This window comes from Streptomyces sp. NPDC031100, assembly GCF_055570785.1.
Genome location: NZ_JBVIGN010000004.1, coordinates 547329 through 567477, shown reverse-complemented (window position 1 = coordinate 567477; position 20149 = coordinate 547329). Strand labels below are relative to the sequence as shown.

Below are 20149 nucleotides of genomic sequence, written 5' to 3'. Positions count from 1 at the left end.
CCTCTCAGCCCAGCAGGACGTCGTCGTCGCCCAGCCGCTTCAGCTCGCGGTAGAGGATGGCGAGGCCGGTGACGATCGCGACGGCGGACACGGTGGCGTCGATCAGCCGCAGCGTGTCGTGCTCGGCGCGCGCCTTCTTGATCTGCTTGGCCACACCGATCGCGCCGAACGCGGTCCCGGCCATCGACAGGTACGTGCCGGACTTCGACTTCTTGAAGCCCTTGGCCTTGTTCAGTGCACTCACAGCGACGGAGCCTCCTCGAGCAGCGGGTGCCCCCACTTTTCCACGAAGGCGGCCTCTACGGCGGCGCCGACCTTGTACAGGCGGTCGTCCTTGAGCGCCGGGGCGATGATCTGCAGACCGACCGGGAGGTTGTCCTCCGGGGCGAGGCCGCAGGGAAGCGACATGGCCGCGTTGCCCGCCAGGTTGGTCGGGATGGTGCACAGGTCGGCCAGGTACATCGCCATCGGGTCGTCCACGCGCTCGCCGATCGCGAAGGCGGTGGTCGGGGTCGTCGGGGAGACGATCACGTCGACCTGCTCGAAGGCCTTCTCGAAGTCGCTCGTGATGAGCGTGCGGACCTTCTGGGCGGAGCCGTAGTAGGCGTCGTAGTAGCCGCTCGACAGGGCGTAGGTGCCGAGCATGATGCGGCGCTTGACCTCGGGGCCGAAGCCGGCCTCGCGGGTCAGGGAGGTGACCTCCTCGGCCGAGTGGCTGCCGTCGTCGCCGGTCCGCAGGCCGTAGCGCAGGCCGTCGAAGCGGGCGAGGTTGGAGGAGCACTCGGACGGCGCGATCAGGTAGTACGCCGACAGCGCGAGGTCGAAGGACGGGCAGTCCAGCTCGACGATCTCGGCGCCCAGTTCCTTGAGCAGCGCGACGGACTCGTCGAAGCGCTGCAGGACGCCGGCCTGGTAGCCCTCGCCGCGGAACTGCTTGACCACGCCGACCCGCATGCCCTCGACGCTGCCGTTGCGCGCGGCCTCGACCACCGGCGGGACCGGGGCGTCGATGGAGGTGGAGTCGAGCGGGTCGTGGCCCGCGATGACCTCGTGCAGGAGCGCCGCGTCCAGGACCGTACGGGCGCAGGGCCCGCCCTGGTCGAGGGAGGACGAGAAGGCGACCATGCCGAAGCGGGAGACCGCGCCGTACGTCGGCTTCACGCCGACCGTGCCGGTGACGGCGGCCGGCTGGCGGATGGAGCCGCCGGTGTCGGTGCCGATGGCGAGGGGCGCCTGGAAGGAGGCCAGCGCGGCGGAGGAACCGCCGCCGGAGCCGCCGGGGATCTTGGTGAGGTCCCAGGGGTTGCCGGTCGGGCCGTAGGCACTGTTCTCGGTGGAGGACCCCATGGCGAACTCGTCCATGTTGGTCTTGCCGAGGATGACGACGTCGGCGGCCTTGAGCTTCTTGGTGAGCGTCGCGTCGTACGGCGGGATCCAGCCCTCGAGGATCTTCGAGCCGACGGTCGTGGGCACGCCCTCGGTGGTGAAGATGTCCTTGAGCGCGAGCGGGACGCCGGCCAGCGGGCCGAGCTTCTCGCCGCGGGCCCGCTTCTCGTCCACGGCGCGGGCCTGGGCGAGGGCGCCCTCGCGGTCGACGTACAGGAAGGCGTGCACCTTCTCGTCGACGGCCTCGATCCGGGCGAGGTGGGCCTCGGTGACCTCGACGGCCGTCAGCTCGCCGGAGGCGATCTTCTCGGCGGTCTCGGCGGCCGTGAGCTTGATGATGTCCGTCATGGTCAGTCCTCCCCCAGGATCTGCGGCACCTTGAAACGCTGCTGCTCCTGGGCCGGGGCGCCGGAGAGCGCCTGCTCGGGGGTGAGCGAGGGACGGACCTCGTCCGGCCGCATGACGTTCGTCAGCGGCAGCGGGTGCGAGGTCGGCGGTACGTCTTGGTCGGCGACCTCGCTGACGCGGGCGACCGCGCCGATGATGTCGTCCAGCTGGCCTGCGAAGTGGTCGAGTTCTTCGGGCTTCAGCTCCAGACGCGCCAGCCGGGCGAGGTGGGCGACCTCCTCGCGCGTGATGCCAGGCATGCAGCGATCCTCTGGGGTGAGTGTGTGTGGTTAGGGCCCAATCCTATGGGGCGGGCCCCGGTGCCCGTGAAACGGTTTGCCGGGGCCCCTGCCGTCAGCGGTGTCGGGCGTCCCAGATCTCACTCCTCAAGAAGTGGTTGTCGTACAGCTCCTGCACGTCCAGGAGGCTCTCCGGGGTGGCCTCGCCGAGGGCGATGCGCTGCAGGTGGCGGAAGTACTCGAAGCGCTCGACGCCCGGCGTGAGGACGATGAGCAGGTCGGCGTCGGCGCCGGGTACGGCGGAGAAGGCGTGGGGCCTGCCGGGCGGGACGATGACGAGGTCACCGGGGCCTGCGGTGACGACGTCCTCGCCGGAGAGGATCTCTGCGGCGCCGTCGAGCAGGAAGAACATCTCGGCGGAGTTGTCGTGCCAGTGCGGCTTGGCGCCGTCGGCGCCCGCCGTGAGGGTGACGCGCTGGGTGGACAGCGCGCCGCCGGTCTGGCTGCTGTCGGCCAGCAGGCGCACGGTGGTGGGCGCGCGGCCGACGACCTCGGCCTCGGCTTCTCGGACGATCACGGACTCGTCGAACTTCGGAACGAACAGCGACATCTCGAAACCCCCTGGTGACGTGACGGTGGTGCCGTGATCAGACGAGGAAGAGCAGCGCGGCGCTGATCAGTACAACGACCGCGGTGGCGAAGTGGATCCCGAAGGCGACGGCCTTCGTGCCGCCGTTGCGCAGGACTATCAGCGTGTCGCCGAGCGGGACAAGGGCCACGCAGACCATGAACCAGGCCTCGGCCTGCGCCCCGACGAAGGCCAGCAGCGCCAGGCCCAGCAGACCGAAGGTGCCGTCCCTCAGGCCCTTGACCGTGAGGTAGGCGCCGGCGTCGCCGTCCGGCCGGGCGGGGACGCCGTAGCCGGCCGCGGCGGAGGCGGGCTGGAACAGGAACCGGTACCCGAGGAACACGCAGAACAGGTCGAGCACGACGGCCAGGGTGTAGGCGGTGACGGTCATGTCTTCTCTCCTTGCTAGCAGCGCTAGGGGCAGGAGCGAAGCTAGCAGGGCATCGACAGAAAGGCTAGCGATGCTAGAATCATGGCGATCCAGACGCGCCGGGAGCGCGCCGGCCGGCCCTCTACGACGCGGCTTGGTGACGCTGATGCGCAGCGGACGACTGCCGGCGGAGGCACACGAGACGCGGTTGGCGCTGCTGATCGGCCACTTCACGGGCAGCTGAAGGCAGCTGAACGGCCGCAACCGCCGACGGCGGGCGGGTGGGAAAAGCTACTCGGCAGCCGGCAGAGCCGCCCGCGGTCGCTGCCACCCGCGAGAGCCCCGAGCCCGCAGCCACGCCGTCGTCTCCTCGGGCGGCATCGCCGCGGCGACCAGCCACCCCTGCACCGCGTCACAGCCGAGGTCCCGCAGCCGCTCCCAGGTCTCGTCGTCCTCCACACCCTCCGCGACGACCAGCAGCCCCAGCGAGTGCGCCAGGTCGACCGTGCAGCGCACGATCTCCGCGTCCTCGGTGTCCACGGCCAGCCGGGCCACGAAGGACCGGTCGATCTTCAGCTCGCTCACCGGGAGCCGGCGCAGGTGCACCAGCGAGGAGTACCCGGTGCCGAAGTCGTCCAGGGACATCTTCACGCCGTGCCCGGTGAGCCCGGCGAGGGTGTCGGCGGCCCGCTGCGGGTCCTCCAGCAGCACGTGCTCGGTTATCTCCAGTTGGAGCGCTCCCGCGGGCACGCCGTGCCGGGCCAGCCGGGCGGCGACGGAGCCCGCGAAGCCGGGCGTGTGGACATCGCGCGGGGAGACGTTCACGGCCACCGGCACCCGCAGCCCCTGGGCCCGCCACTTGGCGACCTGCCCGAGCGCGGTCTCCAGCACGTACTCCGTGAGATGGGGCATCAGCCCCGAGGACTCGGCGATCGCTATGAACTCGTCCGGCGGCACCTTCCCGCGCTCGGGATGCACCCAGCGCACCAGCGCCTCGAGCCCGGCGACCTGTCCGTCGAAGCGGACCTTCGGCTGGTAGTGCAGCTGCACCTCGTGCGCGTCCAGCGCCCGGCGCAGATCGCCCAGCAGGCCCAGCCGGTCGGGGGTGTTGGAGTCCCGCTTGGACTCGTAGACCTCGACGCCCGTACGATCCCGCTTCGCCTGGTACATCGCCACGTCGGCGCGCCGCAGCAGCCCCTCGGCGTCCAGCGCGTGGTCCGGGAAGACGGCGACGCCCGCGCTGGCCTCCAGGACGAGGGTGAGCCCGTCGAGGTCGAGCGGGGAGCTGAGGGCGGCTACCAGGCCGCGGGCGACACGCGTGGCCGACGTGGTGGAGTCGGCGACGGGGAGTAACACGGCGAACTCGTCACCGCCGAGCCGGGCGGCCTCCGCGCCGCGCGGCAGGGCGATCCGGAGCCGGTCGGCTATCTGCAGCAGCAGCCGGTCGCCGGCGAGATGACCGAGGGTGTCGTTCACCGACCGGAAACGGTCGAGGTCGATCAGCATGAGGGCGGCGCGCGCGCCGATGCGTTCGGCGTCGTCGAGGGCGGTCCAGATGCGCTCCAGCAGCCACTGCCGGTTGGGCAGTCCGGTCAGCGGGTCGCGCAGCTGCTCCTCGGCGCGGGCCCGGGCCATCCACAGGGTGGAGTCGAGGGCGATCAGCGGAATGGCGAACAGCGGCAGCAGGATCGGCTGGGCGTCGGCGACCACGCACACCAGCGGGGCGATGCCGAGCAGGGCGACGGCGACCAGACCCTGTCTGACCAGGGCGGTGCGGGCGACGGTGGGCAGTCCGCAGCCGCGCGGTGCGTGCAGGTACCACAACAGGCCGCGGCTGACCGCGAGGTAGGCGGCGGCGACCAGCACCACCTCGGGTGCGGTGGTGATGTCCCAGCTGTCGGGCTGCCAGGGAGCCTCGACGGTCGGTATGCGCCCGAAGGAGCCGAGGACCAGGGCGCCGGTGCTGATCCCGAGGATGTCCACGGCGCCGTGCAGCACGCCCTGCCGCCAGCGGTGGCGCCTGGCTATCCCCACCAGGACGACGACGGTGAGGCTGACCAGCCCGGCGGGTACCCAGCCGTACAGCAGCAGGACGGCGAGGGTGAGGGCCGCGCCGGAGCCGGTGCCGCCCGACCAGCGGGCGCGGCCGAGCATCACGAGGTGGCCGACGATAATGCCGGTCAGCACGGCCAGCGACCAGCCGAGCGTGCCACCCGGGAAGAGGGCGTGGTTGCCGCTGAATGCGCGGTAGAAGCCCACGCCGAGGGCGAATCCGGCGGCGGCGACGAGGGCGGCGGGCAGCGCGGGCCAGGACGGGTGCCGTTCGGAGTCCGTGCCGGGCAGCCCGGGGGCGGGCTCGATGGCCAGGGGTATCGGCGTGTAGGCCTCGGTGGCGGCGCCCCCTCCGGACGGGTGCACCCGGGTGCCGGGGTGTTCGGCGCCCCGCACCGTCCGCCGGCTCCCCAGCCACGCGCCCGCGCGGCGCAGGCGCAGCCATGAGTCCGGGGCGGCGCTCTCGGTCGGTTCCATTCCCGTCCCTCTCACAGCCGGCGGTGCCCACGCCACGCGGTCCGATGCCCGACAACCATCAGCGACTCCGCGTCGAAGAAACCTTCCCCGCGCCGTACGCGGGCAGGGGGATGCCCCAACCGCAGCTGGGCACGGCAGGTGCACACCTCAACAGTAGGCCGCAGAAGGCTTCCTCGGGCAGCGGTCGTCGACGGTTGCCCGAATGCGCCCGGGCCACCCGTATGCAACTGATATGCGCCGAACGGGTGGCCTTCAACCGCTACTCCCCGGTCGGAAGCGCGACTTCGGCCGCTGCCTCGGGGCCCTGCTCCAACAGGACGCCGAAACCGTCCTCGTTCAGAACAGGAACCTTGAGCTGCATCGCCTTGTCGTACTTCGATCCCGGATTGTCACCCACGACCACGAACGAGGTCTTCTTCGACACCGAACCGGTCACCTTCGCGCCACGGCTCTGCAGCGCTTCCTTGGCACCGTCGCGGGTGAAGTTCTCCAGCGTGCCGGTCACGACGACGGTGAGACCCTCCAGCGGGCGCGGTCCCTCCTCCTCGCCGGAGGACTCGTCCTCCAGCGGGACTCCGGCGGCCTTCCACTTGCGGACGATGTCGCGGTGCCAGTCCTCGGCGAACCATTCCTTGAGGGCGGCGGCGATGATGGACCCCACGCCGTCGATGTTCGCCAGCTCCTCCTCGGTGGCCTGTTCGATGCGGTCGATGGAGCGGAACTCGCGCGCGAGGGCCTGCGCGGCCACCGGCCCGACGTGCCGGATCGACAGCCCGTTGAGGAACCGCGCGAGCGGCCGCTGCTTGGCCGCCTCGATGTTCTCCAGCAGCGCGAGGGTGTTCTTCTTCGGCTCGCCCTTCTGGTTGGCGAAGACCGTGACGACCTTCTCCTCGCCGGTCTTGGGGTCCCGCTTGGGCAGGCCGCTGTCCGGGTCGAGGACATAGGCCTTGATGGGCAGCAGCTTCTCCACCGTCAGGTCGAACAGGTCGCCCTCGTCCACCAGCGGCGGGTCGGCCGGCTCCAGCGGGCGGGTGAGCGCGGCGGCGGCCACCGCGCCGAAGTGCTCGATGTCCAGGCACTCGCGGCCGGCGAGGTAGGAGACGCGCTCGCGCAACTGGGCCGGGCAGGTACGCGCGTTGGGGCAGCGGAGGTCGATGTCGCCCTCCTTCATGGGCCGCAGGGGCGTCCCGCACTCGGGACACTCGCTCGGCATCACGAACTCCCGCTCGCTGCCGTCCCGCAGGTCCACCACCGGGCCGAGGATCTCCGGGATGACGTCACCGGCCTTGCGGAGCACCACGGTGTCGCCGATGAGCACGCCCTTGGCCTTGACGACCTCCTGGTTGTGCAGGGTGGCGAACTCGACCTCGCTGCCCGCCACCGTGATCGGCTCGACCTGCGCGTACGGCGTGACGCGGCCGGTGCGGCCGACGCCCACCTTGATGTCGACGAGCTTGGTGTTGACCTCTTCCGGCGCGTACTTGTAGGCGATCGCCCAGCGCGGGGCGCGCGCGGTGGAACCGAGGCGGCCCTGGAGGCGGATCTCGTCCAGCTTGACGACGACGCCGTCGATCTCGTGCTCCACGGAGTGGCGGTTCTCGCCGTAGTGGGCGATGAACGCGCGGACCCCGTCGAGGTCGTCGACCACGCGGTTGTGCCCGGAGGTGGGCAGGCCCCAGGTCTTCAGCAGGTCGTAGGCCTGGGAGAGGCGGGTCATGCCCGTGAAGCCCTCCAGGGCGCCGATGCCGTGGACGACCATGTGCAGCGGGCGGGTCGCGGTGACCCGCGGGTCCTTCTGGCGCAGCGAACCCGCGGCGGCGTTGCGCGGGTTGGCGAAGGGCTTGTCACCGGCCGCGACCAGCCGGGTGTTCAGCTCCTCGAACTTCTCCATCGGGAAGTAGACCTCGCCGCGGATCTCCACGAGGTCGGGGACGCCGTCGCCCTGGAGGCGGTCCGGGATCTCCGCGATCGTGCGGACGTTCGGCGTGATGTCCTCGCCGGTGCGGCCGTCGCCGCGTGTGGCCGCGCGCGTGAGACGGCCGTGCTCGTAGGTGAGGTTGACGGCGAGGCCGTCGACCTTCAGCTCGCACAGGAAGTGGTACTCCTGGTCGCCCAGTTCGCGCGCGATGCGGTCGGCCCAGGCGGCCAGCTCGTCATCGTTGAAGGTGTTGTCGAGCGACATCATCCGCTGACGGTGCTCGACCGCCGTGAACTCCGTCTCGTACGACCCCGCGACCTTCTGGGTCGGCGAGTCCGGCGTGCGCAGCTCCGGGTGCTCCTCCTCCAGGGCCTCCAGCGTCTTCAGGAGCTTGTCGAACTCCGCGTCGCTGATGACGGGGGCATCCTTCACGTAGTAACGGAAGCGGTGCTCCTCGATCTGCTCAGCGAGCTGCGCGTGCTTGTCACGTGCCTCGGCGGGCACTGCCGTCTCCGCCTGCTGCTTGTCGCCGGCCACCGTGTTGTCCTCCCGTTACTCTGGGTTGTCCGCGAGGGATCTCGCCGCCCGGACGCAGTGGGCGAGCACCTGGCGCGCGTAGGCGGGGGAAGCGCCCGCGAGACCGCACGCCGGGGTGACCGTGACCGCCTCCGCGAGCAGCCCGGGATGCAGCCCCAGCCTGCGCCACAGCGTCCTGACACCCATGACGCTACCGGCAGGGTCTGACAATGGGCCGTCCGTGCCCGGCACGACACCGGCGAACAGGCGGGTGCCCCCTTCCACGGCCTCGCCGATGACGTCGTCGTCACGCTCGGTGAGAAGCGAGAAGTCGAAGGAGAGGGCGGTGGCGCCCGCCCGGCGCAGCAGCGCGAACGGGACGTCGGGGGCGCAGGAGTGGACGACGACGGGTCCGCCGCCGTGCACCCCGATCACGTCCCGCAGGGTGGCCTCGACGACCTGCCGGTCCGCGGCCCGGTGCGTGCGGTAGCCGCTGGCGGTACGGACCTGTCCGCGCAGTACGGCGGTGAGGGAGGGCTCGTCGAGCTGGAGGACCAGGCGGGCACCCGGGATGCGCCGCCGCACCTCGGCGAGGTGCTGCCGCAGGCCCTCGCCGAGCGAGGCGGCGAGGTCGCGGCAGGCGCCGGGGTCCGACAGTGCGGCCTCGCCGTTCTTCAGCTCCAGGGCGGCGGCCAGGGTCCACGGCCCGACCGCCTGCACCTTCAGGTCGCCCTCGTATCCCTGGGTGAACTCCTCCAGGGCGTCGAGGTCCTCCCCCAGCCAGGACCGGGCCCGCTTGGTGTCCCGCCCCGGCCGGTCCCCGATCCGCCAGCCGCTGGGCTCCACGCGCGCGTACAGCTCGACCAGCATCCCCGCGGTCCGCCCGATCATGTCGGCACCGGGGCCGCGCGCGGGCAGCTCGGGCAGGAACGGAAAGTCCTCGAAGCTGCCGGTGACGGTCTTGGCCGCCTCCCTTGCGTCCCCTCCGGGCATGGACCCGACTCCGGTGGCTCCCGGGAACCTGAACTCGCTGTTTTCGCTCACCCCGGCAGGGTACGTAACGTCGGCCGGTGCCCTCACAACCAGTGAGCGCCGTACCGGCTCAGGAGAGCCCGCAGACCCTCCGGATCGGCCACCTCGAGGTTGTTCCGGAAGCGGCCGCGCTCCCAGGCGAGGTCGGTGCCGCCGTGGAGGCTTCCGGCGCCGGTGAACTCGGCGTCGGCGTCCAGCAGGGCGACCGTCAGGCTGCCGTGGCACCGGCAGATGGCGCCGGTGAACTCGCCGGTGGTGGTGATCGCGCGCAGCTGTGCGAGCTCGGCCGGGTCGAAGAGCTCGCCGAGGACCGGCCGGTCGGCGAGCGGGCCGCCCGCATCCCCGCCCGCCAGGATCAGCACGGCCTCGGTCCGGTTCCAGGCCTCCGCCAGCCAGGCCCGGATCTCGGCACCGTCGGCCCGCGTCACCGCCCCGGCCGCACCGTAAGGTCGTTGACCTCCGCGTCCCTCGGCAGGTCCAGGGCCATCAGGATCGTCGTGGCGACCGACTCCGGGTCGATCCAGCGGGCGGGGTCGTAGTCCTTGCCCTCCTGCTGGTGGACCTTGGCCTGCATGGGGCTCGCCGTGCGGCCGGGGTAGACGGAGGTGACGCGGACGCCGTTGCCGTGCTCCTCCTGGCGCAGCGAGTCGGCCAGAGCCTTCAGACCGTGCTTGGAGGCGGCGTACGCGGACCAGCCGGCGTGCGCGGTGAGCCCTGCGCCCGAGTTGACGAAGATCACATGGCCGCGGGCGGCGCGGAGCTGGGGCAGGAAGTGCCGGGTGAGCTCGGCCGGGGCGATCAGGTTGACGTTGAGCTGGTGGTGCCAGGACTTCGGGGTCAGCTCGCCGACCTCGCCGAGGTCCACGACACCGGCGATGTGCAGAAGCGAGTCGACGCGGTCCGGGAGCGTCTGGTGGGAGAAGGCCCAGGACAGCCTGTCGGGGTCGGACAGGTCGCCCACCAGGGTGCGCGCCCCCGGGAACCCGGCGGCCAGCTCCTTCGCGCGGCCCGCGTCGCGCGCGTGCAGGACGATGTCGTCCCCGCGCGCGTGCAGACGGCGGGCGACGGCCGCGCCGATGCCGGATCCGGCCCCGGTGATCACATGTGTAGCCATGTCCGCCATGCTCGCATCACAGGGTGCGGAGAGACTCCTCCAGGTAGGCCAGCGCGCCGACCGGCTCGTCTGCGAAGAAGACCAGCTCGGACAGCGGACGGGGCAGGAAGCCCTCGCGCTCCATGCGGCGGAACTGCTCCTGGAGGCCGTCGTAGAAGCCGGCCGTGTTCAGCAGTACCACCGGCTTCTCGGTGCGGCCGTGCTTCTTCAGCTCCAGGATCTCGGTGGCCTCGTCGAGCGTTCCGGTGCCGCCCACCATGATCACCACCGCGTCGGCCTTCTCCAGCAGCAGCTTCTTGCGTTCGGCCAGGTCGGCCGCGATGACCATCTCGTCGGCGCCGGGCCACACCTTCGCCGACAGGAACTCGACCGAGACGCCGAGCAGCCTCCCGCCGGCCTCGTGCACACCATCGGCGACCACCTTCATCAAGCCGACGTTGGAGCCGCCCCACACCAGGGTGTGCCCGCCCTTGCCGAGCAGTTCCGCGAACTCGCGCGCGGGGCGTGTGTAGCGCTCGTCGAGATCGGCAGCGGAGAGGAAGACGCAGATGTTCATGTCCCCCACCGTACGCGGGAAGAAGTACGGGCCCGCCGGTGCTGTTCCGACATGACCCGCGGACACACCATCACCATCGAGAAGAGCGAGCGGCACGTGCGCGTGGTGCACGGCGACCAGCTGCTCGCGGAGACCGACCGTCCCCTCGTCCTGCGCGAGACGGGCTGTCCGGTGCGGTACTACATCCCGGCCGAGGACGTACGCCTCGACCTGCTCACCCCGTCCGACACGCACACGGTGTGCCCCTTCAAGGGCACGGCCTCCTACTGGTCGCTGCCGGACGCACCCGACCTGGTGTGGGCGTACCCGGACCCGAAGCCGGATGTGGCGGAGATCAAGGACCACTTCTGCTTCTACGACGTCGACGTGTCGTGACCGCTGAATTCCGTGCCGTACGGCAGTCTGCACGGGCATGGACAAGAAGACGACGACGTCCCGCGACGGCACCTCCCTCGCCTACGAGGTGACCGGCCAGGGGCCGGCGGTGATCCTGGTGAGCGGCGCGATGTCCACCGGTGGCACTGTGGCGCCACTGGCCCAGCGGCTGGCCGGCCGTTTCACCGCCGTCCCGTACGACCGCCGGGGACGCGGCGGGAGCGGGGACACGGCGCCGTACGCCGTCGCCCGCGAGGTCGAGGACCTGGCGGCGCTGATCGAGGCGGTGGGCGGGGACGCGGCGCTCTACGGCATCTCCTCGGGCGGGGCGCTGGCGCTGGAGGCGGCGGCGAGCGGGCTGCCGGTCCGTCAGGTGGCCGTGTATGAACCGCCGTTCGCCGTCTACGAGGGCGGTGCCAAGGAGCGCGCCGAGTACACCCGGAACCTGACCGAGGCGCTCGTGCAGGGGCGCCGTGGCGACGCGGTGGAGCACTTCCTGCGGCTGACCGGCCTGGCCGAGGAGATGATCCAGGGCGCCCGCCGGTCCCCCATGTGGGCCGGCATGGAGGCGATCGCGCCCACGCTGGCGTACGACAACGCCGTGATGGGCGACGGTCTGGTGCCCCGGGAGCGGCTGGCCGCGATCACCGTGCCCGTGCTCGCCGTCGCAGGCGGGGAGAGCCCCGCCTGGCTGCGGGAGGCGGCCCAGGCCGTGGCAGAGACGGCGCCCCAGGGGACGTACCGCGTCCTGGACGGTCAGAACCACATGGTGGACCCGGACGTCCTCGCGCCCGTGCTCACGGAGTTCTTCGCCCCCTGACGAAAACCCGCCCGTGGACCGCCGCTGCCGCTAGACCGCCGCTGCCGTCGCGCGCGTGGTCGAGGCGATCGTCGCCGAGCCCACCACGCGCGTGCCGTCGTAGAGCACGATCGCCTGGCCCGGGGCCACGCCGCGGACCGGCTCGGTGAACCGGACGCGCAGTTCGCCGTCGACCAGTTCCGCAGTGACCTCGGTCTCGCCGCCGTGGGCGCGGAGCTGGGCGGTGTAGGTGCCGGGGCCGACCGGGGCGGTGCCGCACCAGCGCGGCTTGATCGCGGTCAGCGCGGTGACGTCCAGGGCGGCGGCCGGGCCGACGGTCACCGTGTTGGTCACCGGGGAGATGTCGAGGACGTAGCGCGGCTTGCCGTCCGCGGCGGGGGTGCCGATGCGCAGGCCCTTGCGCTGGCCGATGGTGAAGCCGTAGGCGCCCTCGTGCGTGCCCACCTTGGTGCCGGACTCGTCGACGATGTCGCCGTCCGCCTTGCCGAGCCGCTGGGCCAGGAAGCCCTGGGTGTCGCCGTCGGCGATGAAGCAGATGTCGTGCGAGTCGGGCTTCTTGGCGACGGCCAGACCCCGGCGCTCGGCCTCCGCGCGGATCTCCTCCTTGGTGGTGACCGTGTCGCCGAGCGGGAACATCGCGTGGGCGAGCTGCTTCTCGTCCAGGACGCCGAGCACGTACGACTGGTCCTTGGCCATGTCGGAGGCGCGGTGCAGCTCGCGGGAGCCGTCCTCGTGCGTGATCACCTTCGCGTAGTGACCGGTGCAGACGGCGTCGAACCCGAGGGCCAGCGCCTTGTCCAGCAGCGCGGCGAACTTGATCTTCTCGTTGCAGCGCAGGCAGGGGTTGGGGGTGCGGCCGGCCTCGTACTCGGCGACGAAGTCCTCGACGACGTCCTCACGGAAGCGGTCGGCGAGGTCCCAGACGTAGAACGGGATGCCGATGACGTCGGCCGCGCGGCGGGCGTCGCGCGAGTCCTCGATGGTGCAACAGCCCCGCGCGCCGGTGCGGAAGGACTGGGGGTTCGCGGAGAGCGCGAGATGGACGCCGGTGACGTCGTGGCCGGCTTCCGCGGCGCGCGCGGCGGCGACGGCGGAGTCCACCCCACCGGACATGGCGGCGAGGACGCGGAGGGGGCGGGGGCGCTGCGAGGTGTCAGTCATAGCCCTTCCAGAGTACGGGGGCGCGGGAACCGGGGCCGCCGGATATCCGTTGACGATCACATGGGGGCGACGAGTGGGACGACTGAGGCGGCAGCGAGGGACGGGGACCGGCGGCTGGGGCGGCGGGCCCTGCTCGTCGGCGGGGCCGCGGCCGCGGTGGGCACAGCCGTGCTGGCCCGCGGGGAGCTGTCCCGTCTGTGGTGGCGGCTGCCCGGGGTGGAGAAGCCACGGGTGGCGGGGGCCGTCGACTTCCGGGGCGCACGCTGGGTGGCGGCCGCGCCGGAAAACTACCGGCGCGCGGACCGGCCGGACGACTATCGGATCGACCGGGTCGTCATCCACGTCACACAGGGCGACTACGGCTCGGCGGTGAAGGTCTTCAAGGACCCGGCGCACGGTGCCGCGGCGCACTACATCGTGCGCAAGGACGGCCGGATCACGCAGCTGATCCGCGAGCTGGACGTGGCCTTCCACGCGGGCAACCGGGAGTACAACGAGCGCAGCGTCGGCATCGAGCACGAGGGCTTCGTGGAGGACGCCTCCTGCTTCACGGACGCGATGTACGCGGCCTCGGCACGGCTGACGGCCGCGATATGCGGACGCTACGGCATACCCCCCGACCGGGAGCACATCATCGGGCATGTGCAGGTGCCGGGCACGGATCACACGGACCCCGGGCCGCACTGGGACTGGGGGCGCTACCTGGGACTGGTGGGGCAGGCGCGGACCTGAGGCGGCGCGCGGCAGCCGGAAACTGCCGCACAGGCCCTACGACAAGCCCTACGTCAGGCCTGCCGCCCGGGCCCGCTCCACCGCCGGTCCGATCGCCTTCGCCACGGCCTCGACGTCCGCCTCCGTGGAGGTGTGGCCGAGGGAGAAGCGCAGGGTGCCGCGGGCCAGGTCCGGGTCGGTGCCGGTGGCGAGCAGGACGTGGCTGGGCTGGGCGACACCCGCGGTGCAGGCGGAGCCGGTGGAGCACTCGATGCCCTGGGCGTCCAGCAGGAGCAGCAGGGAGTCGCCCTCGCAGCCGGGGAAGGTGAAGTGGGCGTTGGCCGGGAGGCGGCCCTCGGGGGCCGGGTCGCCGCCGAGGATCGCGTCCGGGACGGCCGTACGGACGGCGTCGATCAGCCGGTCGCGCAGGGAGCCGATCTCGCGGGCGAACCACTCGCGCTGCCCGGCGGCGTGCCGTGCGGCCACCGCGAAGGAGGCCACGGCGGGGACGTCGAGGGTGCCGGAGCGGACGTGGCGCTCCTGGCCGCCGCCGTGCAGGACGGGTACGGGGGTGTACTCGCGGCCGAGGATCAGCGCGCCGATGCCGTACGGGCCGCCGATCTTGTGGCCCGACACGGTCATCGCGGCGAGGCCGGAGGCGCCGAAGTCGACCGGGAGCTGGCCGATGGCCTGGACCGCGTCGGCGTGCAGCGGAATGCCGAACTCGGCTGCTACATCGGCGAGTTCACGGACCGGCATGACCGTGCCGATCTCGTTGTTGGCCCACATCACGGTGGCCAGGGCGACGTCGTCGGGGTTGCGGGCGATGGCCTCGCGCAGGGCCTCGGGGTGGACGCGGCCGTAGGAGTCGACGGGGAGGTACTCGACGGTGGCGCCCTCGTGTTCGCCGAGCCAGTGCACTGCGTCGAGTACGGCGTGGTGCTCGACGGGGCTGGCCAGGACGCGGGTGCGGGCCGGGTCGGCATCGCGGCGGGACCAGTACAGGCCCTTCACCGCGAGGTTGTCGGCCTCGGTGCCGCCCGAGGTGAGGACGACCTCGCTGGGCCGGGCGCCCAGCGCTTCCGCGAGGGTTTCGCGGGACTCCTCGACCGTACGGCGGGCTCGGCGGCCCGCGGCGTGCAGGGAGGACGCGTTGCCGGTGATGCTCAGTTGGGCGGTCAGCGCCTCTGCCGCCTCCGGGAGCATCGGGGTCGTGGCGGCGTGGTCGAGGTAAGCCATGGTGTGGCCGATTCTACGGGCCCTTGCAGTCGGCGTTGGCTGCGCGTGGGTGCCTATGGCGGGATGGCTGTGCCCCGTCGTCCTCGGGGCTCTCAGCCGTTGGTCACAGACTCCAGGACACCGTGTGGGACAGCTGCATGGCGATCACCAGGACTGCCAGGTCGGCCACGCCCAGGGCCAGGCCCAGGTACGCGCGGCCGCGGCGGGTCGTGCCGCGCCAGAGGGCGACGGCGGCGAGGACGATGGCGACCGGGCCGAGGAAGACGTTGAGGACGAGCAGGCCGAGGAGGCCGAGGATGAAGGACGCCACGGCCATGCCGTCGGCGTCGCGCGGACGCGTTTCGGTGCGGCCCGTGGCCGGTGCGGTCAGTTGCATGGTGCTCAGCTCCTGGAAGTCGTGTCGGACGGTCAGTTGGCCGAGGCGCGGCGACGGCGGCCGTGGCGCTCGCGCAGTGCGAAGACGGCGAGCCAGACGGCGATGCCTGCGGCGGCGGCGAGGGTGACGGGCAGCGGCGCGTGGGCGACGGTGCCCAGCACGACGCCGAGCAGCATGAGTGCGGCGACGAGAATCACCATGGGATCAGATCCCCCCTCCGAGATGCCTGATGTTGGGACTGTGTGAAGTCTCGGTGAACAGTTGTAGTAACAGTCGTTCACTGACTTCGAGTCTAGCGCCTCGTGCGACTTTCCAATTCCAGAGAACAGTTGTTAACTGGATGATATGAGTCACACCCTCGGCATCCGGCAGGCCCAGAAGCAAAAGACCCGGCAGGCTTTCCTGGACGCGGCGCTCGCGCTGCTGGCGGAGCAGAGCCTGAGCAGCCTCGGCCTGCGCGAGGTCACCCGCGCCGTCGGTGTCGCCCCGACCGCCTTCTACCGGCACTTCCGCTCCACCGCCGACCTCGGCGTGGCCCTGGTCGACGAGGCGCTGGGCAGCCTGCACCCGATGGTGCGCACGACGGTGTCCACGGCGGGCGACAGCGAGGAACGGATCACGCGCGCGATCGAGCTGATCGCGCGCCACGTGGACACGCATCCCGCGCACATCCGGTTCATCGCCCGCGAGCGGAACGGCGGGGTCCAGCCCGTGCGCGAGGCCATCCAGGCCCAACTGGCCCGGTTCGCCGAGGAGGTGAAGGCCGAGCTGGCCAAGGACCCGCAGGCCGAGGGCTGGAACGAGGACGACCTGCTGATGCTCGCGCACCTCTACGTGGACCAGATGCTCATCACCGCCTCGCTCTTCCTGGAGGCACTGGACGGCCCCCGGGAGGAGCGGGAGCGCATCGCCCAGCTCGCCACCCGGCAGATGCGGCTCATCAGCATCGGCCGCAAGCACTGGCTGGACTGACACGCTCCCGTCGTCCTCCGGCGCCCCCGTCGCCCCTGCACTCCCGTCCCGTCAGCCCTGCTGGGCCTGGCCCCCCACCTGGCTCCCCGCCTGACCCCCGGCCCGGCCGCCCCCGAAACCGCCGCAGCCCCCGCCCTGACCGCCACCCGGACCGCCCTGGCCGCCGCCGGGCGCGCCGCTCGGCATGCCCGAAGGCGCCCCGGACGGCCTGCCGCTCGGCTTCACGGTGGACCCGGCCGAGGGCGCGCCGGACGGTGCCCCGCTCGGACGGTTCCGGCGGCCGGACGCACCGCCGGTCGGCATGCCGGACGGCGCCTGGCAGGCCTGCTGCCCGGAGGTGCCGCCGGTCGAGGAGGACGAGTCGCCCGAGCCGCACGCGGTCAGCAGCAGCGGGGACAGGGCCAGCAGGGCGACGGCGGGGACGAGACGTGCACGCTTCATGAGAGTCAGCTCCGCGGAAGATGAGGGAATCCTGAGGCGGGCACTCAACCAACGGCGGCTGGGGCGTCCTTGGGACCGCCCTGTCCCACGCCTGTCAATCGGGTAAAACGCACCTCAAGTACCGCTGCCCACCTGGGATTTCACCCGTCGCTGCCGGCCGTCCCCTGGTACAGGGCCGTGACAGAGCGGATCCCCCGCACCAGCTCCGCGCGCGCCTCGGGCGGGTCGAGGACCTCCACCTGGTCGGAGAACGCGAGCAGTTGGCGCACCGCGCGCAGCACCGGGTACGAGAGCCGGGCGGTGACCCAGTCGCTCTCGCCGTCGTCGTCGGGGAGTTCGGTCAGCTGCGCGGCGACCATGCGCTGGAACATGTCGAGGCGCTCACGCCGGATCCGCACCGTGACGTCGATCCCGTCCTCCGGCCGCTCCTCCACCTGGCGGCGCAGCACCTCCCAGGCGTCGGCGAGTTCGACACCGGGACGGCGCCGCACGGGATCGTCGAGCAGCCGTGCCGAGCGCACCCGGTCGGCGCGGAACAGCCGCGGTGTGCCGCGCCGGTCGGCGACCAGGTACCAGACCCCGGCCTTGGCGACCAGGCCGTAGGGGTCCACGGTGTACGTCCGCGGCTCCTGCTCCCCGCTGTGCCGGTAGCGCAGCCTCAGCCGCCGGTCGGAGAACACCGCGTCCTGGAGCACCTCCAGGTCGACGGCCTGGTGCGGGCCGCTCCGCCAGCGGGTGGCGTCGACCAGGATGCGGCGGCTGGTGACCTCGGCGGCGGGCCGGTGCGGGGCCGGCAGGGCCGCCATCACCTTGCGCAGGGCCGAGCCGAGCGCCGCGTCCAGACCGAGCGCGGCATGGGCACCCTGGGCGGCCAGGATGAACAGGGCGCGGGACTCGTCCGCGGTCAGGCCGGTGACGTCCGTGCGGAATCCGGCGAGGAGTTCGATGCCGCCGTGCCGGCCGCGCTCGGCGTACACGGGCACGCCGGAGGCCGACAGCGCCTCGATGTCCCGGTAGATGGTGCGGACCGACACCTCGAGCCGGTCGGCGAGTTCGTGCGCGGGGACCCGGCCCCGGGTCTGCAGGAGCAGCAGGATCGACAGCAGCCGGTCGGACTTCACACCGAAAGGATCCCGCCGAGCGGGTGGCCGGAGCAATTGCCGACGACGGTGTCAGGTGATCCGGGGAAAGCCTCTCCTCGGCACCGACCCGAAGAGAGGCCGCCATGACCACCGATCCCCGCCCCTTGTACGCCCGGGCCACCGCACAGGCGGCCGCGCTCATCCGGACCGTACGGCCCGAGCAGCTGACCGGTCCCACACCCTGTACCGACTTCGACGTGCGCACCCTGCTGAGCCACATCGTGGGCGGCACCCGGCGGATCGCCCTCGTCGGCGAGCGCGGGGAGGGGCAGACCGTGCCGCTGTTCGTCGACGACGTCGAGGGCGACCGCTGGGCGGCGGCGTACGACGAGGTCAGGCAGCGGGTTCTGACGGCCTGGGAGAGCGACGACCGAATGACGTCGCCGGTCCGCGTGCCGTGGGGCGAGATTCCGGGGCGGGCCGCCCTGTCGGCGTACGTGATGGAGATCGTGATGCACACCTGGGATCTCTCGGAGGCCGTGGGCCGCCCGCTCGCGCTCGACCCGGAACTGGCCGAGTTCTCCCTCGCCGCCGCGCACGAGGCCGTGCCCGGGGAACCGCGCGACGGACGCCCCTTCGACCCGGCGCTGCCGGCCGCCGAAGGAGCCGACAGCTACGGGCGACTGGCCGCCTGGCTCGGCCGCAGACCGCTCGGCCGATCCTGACCCGAGCCGGATATAAATCCTGACGGAATCTGTCAGGTTATCGCGGGAACCTCGCTGCATCGACTCACGAAAGAGGTACCCCATGAACCCCATCGACCCGCGTCCCGTCTACACCCGTGCCACCGAGCAGGCGGCCGCGCTCATCAAGACGGTGCGCCCCGAACAGCTCGACGGCCCCACGCCCTGTACCGAGTTCGACGTACGGACCCTGCTGAGCCACATCGTGGGCGGCACCCGGCGGATCGCCGTCGTCGGCGAGGGCGGGGACGGGCAGGCGATCCACTCCTTCACCGAGGGCGTGGCGGACGACGACTGGGCCGCGGCCTACGACGAGGTGCGCGTGCGCGTCCTGAAGGCCTGGGAGAGCGACGAGCGGATGACGACGCCGGTACGGGTGCCCTGGGGCGAGGTCCCCGGGCACGCGGCACTCTCCGGATACGTGATGGAGCTCGTGACCCACACCTGGGACCTCGCCGAGGCCCTCGGCCACCCCCTCGAACTCGACCCGGAGCTGGCCGGGTTCGCGCTCGCCACCGCCCGCCAGGTCCTGCCCGACACCCGCCCCCGCGAAGGCGAGACGCCCTTCGACGCCCGCCGGGAGGTACCCGAAGGGGCGGGTGCCTACGAGGAGTTGGCCGCCTGGCTGGGGCGCGCGCCGCTCAGCCGAGCCTGACGCGGGCGAGCTGCCGGGACTGGGCGACCAGGCGGTCCTCGCTGTCCCAGACCTCGGCGTCCTCCTCCAGGAAGCCGCCGGCCAGGTTGCGCGTGGTGATGGACACGCGCAGCGGGCCGGGAGCCGGGCGGTGGCGGACGTGGACGGTGAGTTCGACCGTGGGCACCCAGCCCTGGATGCCGATCTCGAAGGCGGTGGGCGGCAGGGCGTCCACCGCGAGGAGCAGGGAGAGCGGATCGGCGTCGCGGCCGTCGGCCAGGCCGAACCAGGCCCGCATCTCCCCCTTGCCGGAGGGCGCGCCGAGCGCCCAGCCGAGGGTGGCGGGGTCGAGCTTGAGCATCAGCCGGTCGGCGATGGCCGAGCTGCCGGGCACCGGAGCCGGGCCACCCGACGGTAGTCGGATATCAGATGCAGAGTCGGGGCCGAAGCACTGCTCCAGCGGCGGGATCGCGGGCGGGGTGGCCGTCGTACGGACGTCGTCGGGGAGGGTGGCGAGGTCGCCGTAGGAGGCGAGGACGCGGATGCGTTCGACCTCGTTGCCCTCGTCGTCGTACTGGAAGAGCGAGGCCTGGCCGGTGGAGAGGGTGCGGCCGGTGCGGACGGTGTCCGTGCGGATCACGGCCGGGCCCGGCTGGGACGCGGTCAGGTAGTGCGCGGAGACGGTGTACGGGTCCGGGTGCGGCAGGGTGTCCGCGAGGGCCCGGCCGAGGACGGCCAGCAGATAGCCGCCGTTGACGGCGCTGATGATCGTCCATCCGGCGGAGAGGTCGATGTCGTAGACCCCGGGCTCGCGCCGGGTGACCGCGGTGTCGCGGTCGAACTCGCTGTCGCCGATCACGGCCCGCGACGGGGAGGGTGCGGAAGCTGCTTCTGGCATGGCTGAACGGTACAACAGGAAA

At 72.0% G+C, this 20149-nt stretch carries 24 protein-coding genes and 1 pseudogene; 7 read left to right on the top strand and 18 right to left on the bottom strand.

Features of this window, described 5'->3' with window-relative positions:
- Positions 1–4: 4 nt before the first annotated feature.
- The 5 genes from ACZ5DS_RS14505 to ACZ5DS_RS14485 all read right to left on the bottom strand — a co-directional run bounded on the left by ACZ5DS_RS14505 (position 5) and on the right by ACZ5DS_RS14485 (position 3031).
- On the bottom strand, positions 5–244 hold the full coding sequence (locus ACZ5DS_RS14505) for a hypothetical protein (RefSeq protein ID WP_067008367.1): 240 nt from the start codon (positions 242–244) through the stop codon (positions 5–7).
- Positions 241–1734 carry an Asp-tRNA(Asn)/Glu-tRNA(Gln) amidotransferase subunit GatA gene (gene gatA / locus ACZ5DS_RS14500; RefSeq protein ID WP_468237611.1) on the bottom strand — a complete coding sequence of 498 codons (1494 nt, stop codon included), beginning with the start codon at positions 1732–1734 and terminating at the stop codon, positions 241–243. Before gatA ends, ACZ5DS_RS14505 begins: the two co-directional genes overlap by 4 nt.
- Positions 1735–1736: 2 nt before the next feature.
- Complete coding sequence (gatC, locus tag ACZ5DS_RS14495) at positions 1737–2033, bottom strand: Asp-tRNA(Asn)/Glu-tRNA(Gln) amidotransferase subunit GatC (protein ID WP_031117542.1); 297 nt, start codon at positions 2031–2033, stop codon at positions 1737–1739.
- Between the two features lie 94 nt (positions 2034–2127).
- A complete protein-coding gene (locus tag ACZ5DS_RS14490; RefSeq protein ID WP_468237608.1) occupies positions 2128–2622 on the bottom strand; it encodes a cupin domain-containing protein in 495 nt (164 codons plus the stop codon).
- Positions 2623–2659: 37 nt separating this feature from the next.
- Positions 2660–3031, bottom strand: coding sequence for a DUF4267 domain-containing protein (locus tag ACZ5DS_RS14485; RefSeq protein ID WP_468237605.1), 372 nt, complete (start codon positions 3029–3031; stop codon positions 2660–2662).
- 130 nt (positions 3032–3161) lie between these two features.
- Here ACZ5DS_RS14485 and ACZ5DS_RS14480 point away from each other — a divergent pair.
- Positions 3162–3254: pseudogene (locus ACZ5DS_RS14480) on the top strand (TetR family transcriptional regulator); the annotation flags it as partial.
- A 47-nt stretch (positions 3255–3301) separates the two neighbouring features.
- Here the strand turns inward: ACZ5DS_RS14480 and ACZ5DS_RS14475 are convergent.
- The 6 genes from ACZ5DS_RS14475 to ACZ5DS_RS14450 all read right to left on the bottom strand — a co-directional run bounded on the left by ACZ5DS_RS14475 (position 3302) and on the right by ACZ5DS_RS14450 (position 10675).
- Positions 3302–5539, bottom strand: a complete 2238-nt coding sequence (locus tag ACZ5DS_RS14475) for a putative bifunctional diguanylate cyclase/phosphodiesterase (RefSeq protein WP_468237602.1) — start codon at positions 5537–5539, stop codon at positions 3302–3304.
- A 259-nt stretch (positions 5540–5798) separates the two neighbouring features.
- Positions 5799–7994: an NAD-dependent DNA ligase LigA gene (gene ligA, locus ACZ5DS_RS14470; RefSeq protein ID WP_468237599.1), complete on the bottom strand. Its 2196-nt coding sequence runs from the start codon at positions 7992–7994 to the stop codon at positions 5799–5801.
- Between the two features lie 15 nt (positions 7995–8009).
- Positions 8010–9017: a methionine synthase gene (locus ACZ5DS_RS14465; RefSeq protein ID WP_468237596.1), complete on the bottom strand. Its 1008-nt coding sequence runs from the start codon at positions 9015–9017 to the stop codon at positions 8010–8012.
- Positions 9018–9049: 32 nt separating this feature from the next.
- Positions 9050–9433, bottom strand: coding sequence for a hypothetical protein (locus ACZ5DS_RS14460; protein ID WP_468237593.1), 384 nt, complete (start codon positions 9431–9433; stop codon positions 9050–9052).
- Positions 9430–10128 (bottom strand): SDR family oxidoreductase, encoded by a 699-nt coding sequence (locus ACZ5DS_RS14455; RefSeq protein WP_468237591.1) that lies wholly within the window; start codon positions 10126–10128, stop codon positions 9430–9432. The genes ACZ5DS_RS14460 and ACZ5DS_RS14455 overlap by 4 nt, the downstream gene beginning before the upstream one ends.
- A gap of 7 nt (positions 10129–10135) precedes the next feature.
- Positions 10136–10675: an LOG family protein gene (locus tag ACZ5DS_RS14450; RefSeq protein ID WP_468237588.1), complete on the bottom strand. Its 540-nt coding sequence runs from the start codon at positions 10673–10675 to the stop codon at positions 10136–10138.
- Positions 10676–10726: 51 nt separating this feature from the next.
- On the opposite strand from ACZ5DS_RS14450, the gene ACZ5DS_RS14445 reads away from it, so the two are divergent.
- Both ACZ5DS_RS14445 and ACZ5DS_RS14440 read left to right on the top strand, forming a co-directional pair.
- The gene (locus ACZ5DS_RS14445; protein WP_468237586.1) at positions 10727–11050 is read left to right on the top strand and encodes a DUF427 domain-containing protein; all 324 of its coding nucleotides are present in this window, start codon (positions 10727–10729) and stop codon (positions 11048–11050) included.
- A 37-nt stretch (positions 11051–11087) separates the two neighbouring features.
- Complete coding sequence (locus tag ACZ5DS_RS14440) at positions 11088–11870, top strand: alpha/beta fold hydrolase (protein WP_468237583.1); 783 nt, start codon at positions 11088–11090, stop codon at positions 11868–11870.
- Between the two features lie 30 nt (positions 11871–11900).
- Here the strand turns inward: ACZ5DS_RS14440 and mnmA are convergent, their stop codons facing one another.
- A complete protein-coding gene (gene mnmA / locus ACZ5DS_RS14435; RefSeq protein WP_468237580.1) occupies positions 11901–13031 on the bottom strand; it encodes a tRNA 2-thiouridine(34) synthase MnmA in 1131 nt (376 codons plus the stop codon).
- 60 nt (positions 13032–13091) lie between these two features.
- Here mnmA and ACZ5DS_RS14430 point away from each other — a divergent pair, with 60 nt between their 5' ends.
- Complete coding sequence (locus ACZ5DS_RS14430; protein ID WP_468237577.1) at positions 13092–13763, top strand: N-acetylmuramoyl-L-alanine amidase; 672 nt, start codon at positions 13092–13094, stop codon at positions 13761–13763.
- A gap of 48 nt (positions 13764–13811) precedes the next feature.
- On the opposite strand, the gene ACZ5DS_RS14425 is transcribed toward ACZ5DS_RS14430, so the two are convergent.
- From ACZ5DS_RS14425 to ACZ5DS_RS14415, 3 genes are all read right to left on the bottom strand, one after another.
- A complete protein-coding gene (locus tag ACZ5DS_RS14425) occupies positions 13812–14981 on the bottom strand; it encodes a cysteine desulfurase family protein (RefSeq protein WP_468237574.1) in 1170 nt (389 codons plus the stop codon).
- Between the two features lie 103 nt (positions 14982–15084).
- On the bottom strand, positions 15085–15357 hold the full coding sequence (locus ACZ5DS_RS14420) for a DUF4190 domain-containing protein (RefSeq protein ID WP_468237572.1): 273 nt from the start codon (positions 15355–15357) through the stop codon (positions 15085–15087).
- Between the two features lie 32 nt (positions 15358–15389).
- On the bottom strand, positions 15390–15557 hold the full coding sequence (locus ACZ5DS_RS14415; RefSeq protein ID WP_468237569.1) for a hypothetical protein: 168 nt from the start codon (positions 15555–15557) through the stop codon (positions 15390–15392).
- Between the two features lie 145 nt (positions 15558–15702).
- Here ACZ5DS_RS14415 and ACZ5DS_RS14410 point away from each other — a divergent pair, with 145 nt between their 5' ends.
- Complete coding sequence (locus ACZ5DS_RS14410; protein WP_468237567.1) at positions 15703–16329, top strand: TetR family transcriptional regulator; 627 nt, start codon at positions 15703–15705, stop codon at positions 16327–16329.
- A gap of 51 nt (positions 16330–16380) precedes the next feature.
- Here the strand turns inward: ACZ5DS_RS14410 and ACZ5DS_RS14405 are convergent, their stop codons facing one another.
- Both ACZ5DS_RS14405 and ACZ5DS_RS14400 read right to left on the bottom strand, forming a co-directional pair.
- Entirely contained in the window at positions 16381–16770 is a 390-nt protein-coding gene (locus ACZ5DS_RS14405) for a hypothetical protein (protein ID WP_468237565.1), read from the bottom strand.
- A 140-nt stretch (positions 16771–16910) separates the two neighbouring features.
- Entirely contained in the window at positions 16911–17891 is a 981-nt protein-coding gene (locus ACZ5DS_RS14400) for a helix-turn-helix transcriptional regulator (protein WP_468237562.1), read from the bottom strand.
- A 104-nt stretch (positions 17892–17995) separates the two neighbouring features.
- Between ACZ5DS_RS14400 and ACZ5DS_RS14395 the strand changes: the two genes are divergently transcribed.
- Both ACZ5DS_RS14395 and ACZ5DS_RS14390 read left to right on the top strand, forming a co-directional pair.
- Positions 17996–18577: a TIGR03086 family metal-binding protein gene (locus tag ACZ5DS_RS14395; protein WP_468237560.1), complete on the top strand. Its 582-nt coding sequence runs from the start codon at positions 17996–17998 to the stop codon at positions 18575–18577.
- A gap of 82 nt (positions 18578–18659) precedes the next feature.
- Positions 18660–19250 (top strand): TIGR03086 family metal-binding protein, encoded by a 591-nt coding sequence (locus tag ACZ5DS_RS14390; RefSeq protein ID WP_468237557.1) that lies wholly within the window; start codon positions 18660–18662, stop codon positions 19248–19250.
- On the opposite strand, the gene ACZ5DS_RS14385 is transcribed toward ACZ5DS_RS14390, so the two are convergent.
- On the bottom strand, positions 19237–20127 hold the full coding sequence (locus ACZ5DS_RS14385; RefSeq protein WP_468237554.1) for a thioesterase family protein: 891 nt from the start codon (positions 20125–20127) through the stop codon (positions 19237–19239). The two genes, ACZ5DS_RS14390 and ACZ5DS_RS14385, sit on opposite strands and share 14 nt — an antisense overlap.
- Positions 20128–20149 lie beyond the last annotated feature (22 nt).

Bases quoted from the DNA above. Each gene is read 5' to 3' on its own strand.
- gatA (WP_468237611.1), bottom strand. From the start codon at position 1,734: ATGACGGACATCATCAAGCTCACGGCCGCCGAGACCGCCGAGAAGATC.
- gatC (WP_031117542.1), bottom strand. From the start codon at position 2,033: ATGCCTGGCATCACGCGCGAGGAGGTCGCCCACCTCGCCCGGCTGGCG.
- ACZ5DS_RS14490 (WP_468237608.1), bottom strand. From the start codon at position 2,622: ATGTCGCTGTTCGTTCCGAAGTTCGACGAGTCCGTGATCGTCCGAGAA.
- ACZ5DS_RS14485 (WP_468237605.1), bottom strand. From the start codon at position 3,031: ATGACCGTCACCGCCTACACCCTGGCCGTCGTGCTCGACCTGTTCTGC.
- ACZ5DS_RS14475 (WP_468237602.1), bottom strand. From the start codon at position 5,539: ATGGAACCGACCGAGAGCGCCGCCCCGGACTCATGGCTGCGCCTGCGC.
- ACZ5DS_RS14455 (WP_468237591.1), bottom strand. From the start codon at position 10,128: ATGGCGGACATGGCTACACATGTGATCACCGGGGCCGGATCCGGCATC.
- ACZ5DS_RS14450 (WP_468237588.1), bottom strand. From the start codon at position 10,675: ATGAACATCTGCGTCTTCCTCTCCGCTGCCGATCTCGACGAGCGCTAC.
- ACZ5DS_RS14445 (WP_468237586.1), top strand. From the start codon at position 10,727: ATGACCCGCGGACACACCATCACCATCGAGAAGAGCGAGCGGCACGTG.
- ACZ5DS_RS14440 (WP_468237583.1), top strand. From the start codon at position 11,088: ATGGACAAGAAGACGACGACGTCCCGCGACGGCACCTCCCTCGCCTAC.
- mnmA (WP_468237580.1), bottom strand. From the start codon at position 13,031: ATGACTGACACCTCGCAGCGCCCCCGCCCCCTCCGCGTCCTCGCCGCC.
- ACZ5DS_RS14430 (WP_468237577.1), top strand. From the start codon at position 13,092: ATGGGGGCGACGAGTGGGACGACTGAGGCGGCAGCGAGGGACGGGGAC.
- ACZ5DS_RS14425 (WP_468237574.1), bottom strand. From the start codon at position 14,981: ATGGCTTACCTCGACCACGCCGCCACGACCCCGATGCTCCCGGAGGCG.
- ACZ5DS_RS14420 (WP_468237572.1), bottom strand. From the start codon at position 15,357: ATGCAACTGACCGCACCGGCCACGGGCCGCACCGAAACGCGTCCGCGC.
- ACZ5DS_RS14415 (WP_468237569.1), bottom strand. From the start codon at position 15,557: ATGGTGATTCTCGTCGCCGCACTCATGCTGCTCGGCGTCGTGCTGGGC.
- ACZ5DS_RS14410 (WP_468237567.1), top strand. From the start codon at position 15,703: ATGAGTCACACCCTCGGCATCCGGCAGGCCCAGAAGCAAAAGACCCGG.
- ACZ5DS_RS14405 (WP_468237565.1), bottom strand. From the start codon at position 16,770: ATGAAGCGTGCACGTCTCGTCCCCGCCGTCGCCCTGCTGGCCCTGTCC.
- ACZ5DS_RS14395 (WP_468237560.1), top strand. From the start codon at position 17,996: ATGACCACCGATCCCCGCCCCTTGTACGCCCGGGCCACCGCACAGGCG.
- ACZ5DS_RS14390 (WP_468237557.1), top strand. From the start codon at position 18,660: ATGAACCCCATCGACCCGCGTCCCGTCTACACCCGTGCCACCGAGCAG.
- ACZ5DS_RS14385 (WP_468237554.1), bottom strand. From the start codon at position 20,127: ATGCCAGAAGCAGCTTCCGCACCCTCCCCGTCGCGGGCCGTGATCGGC.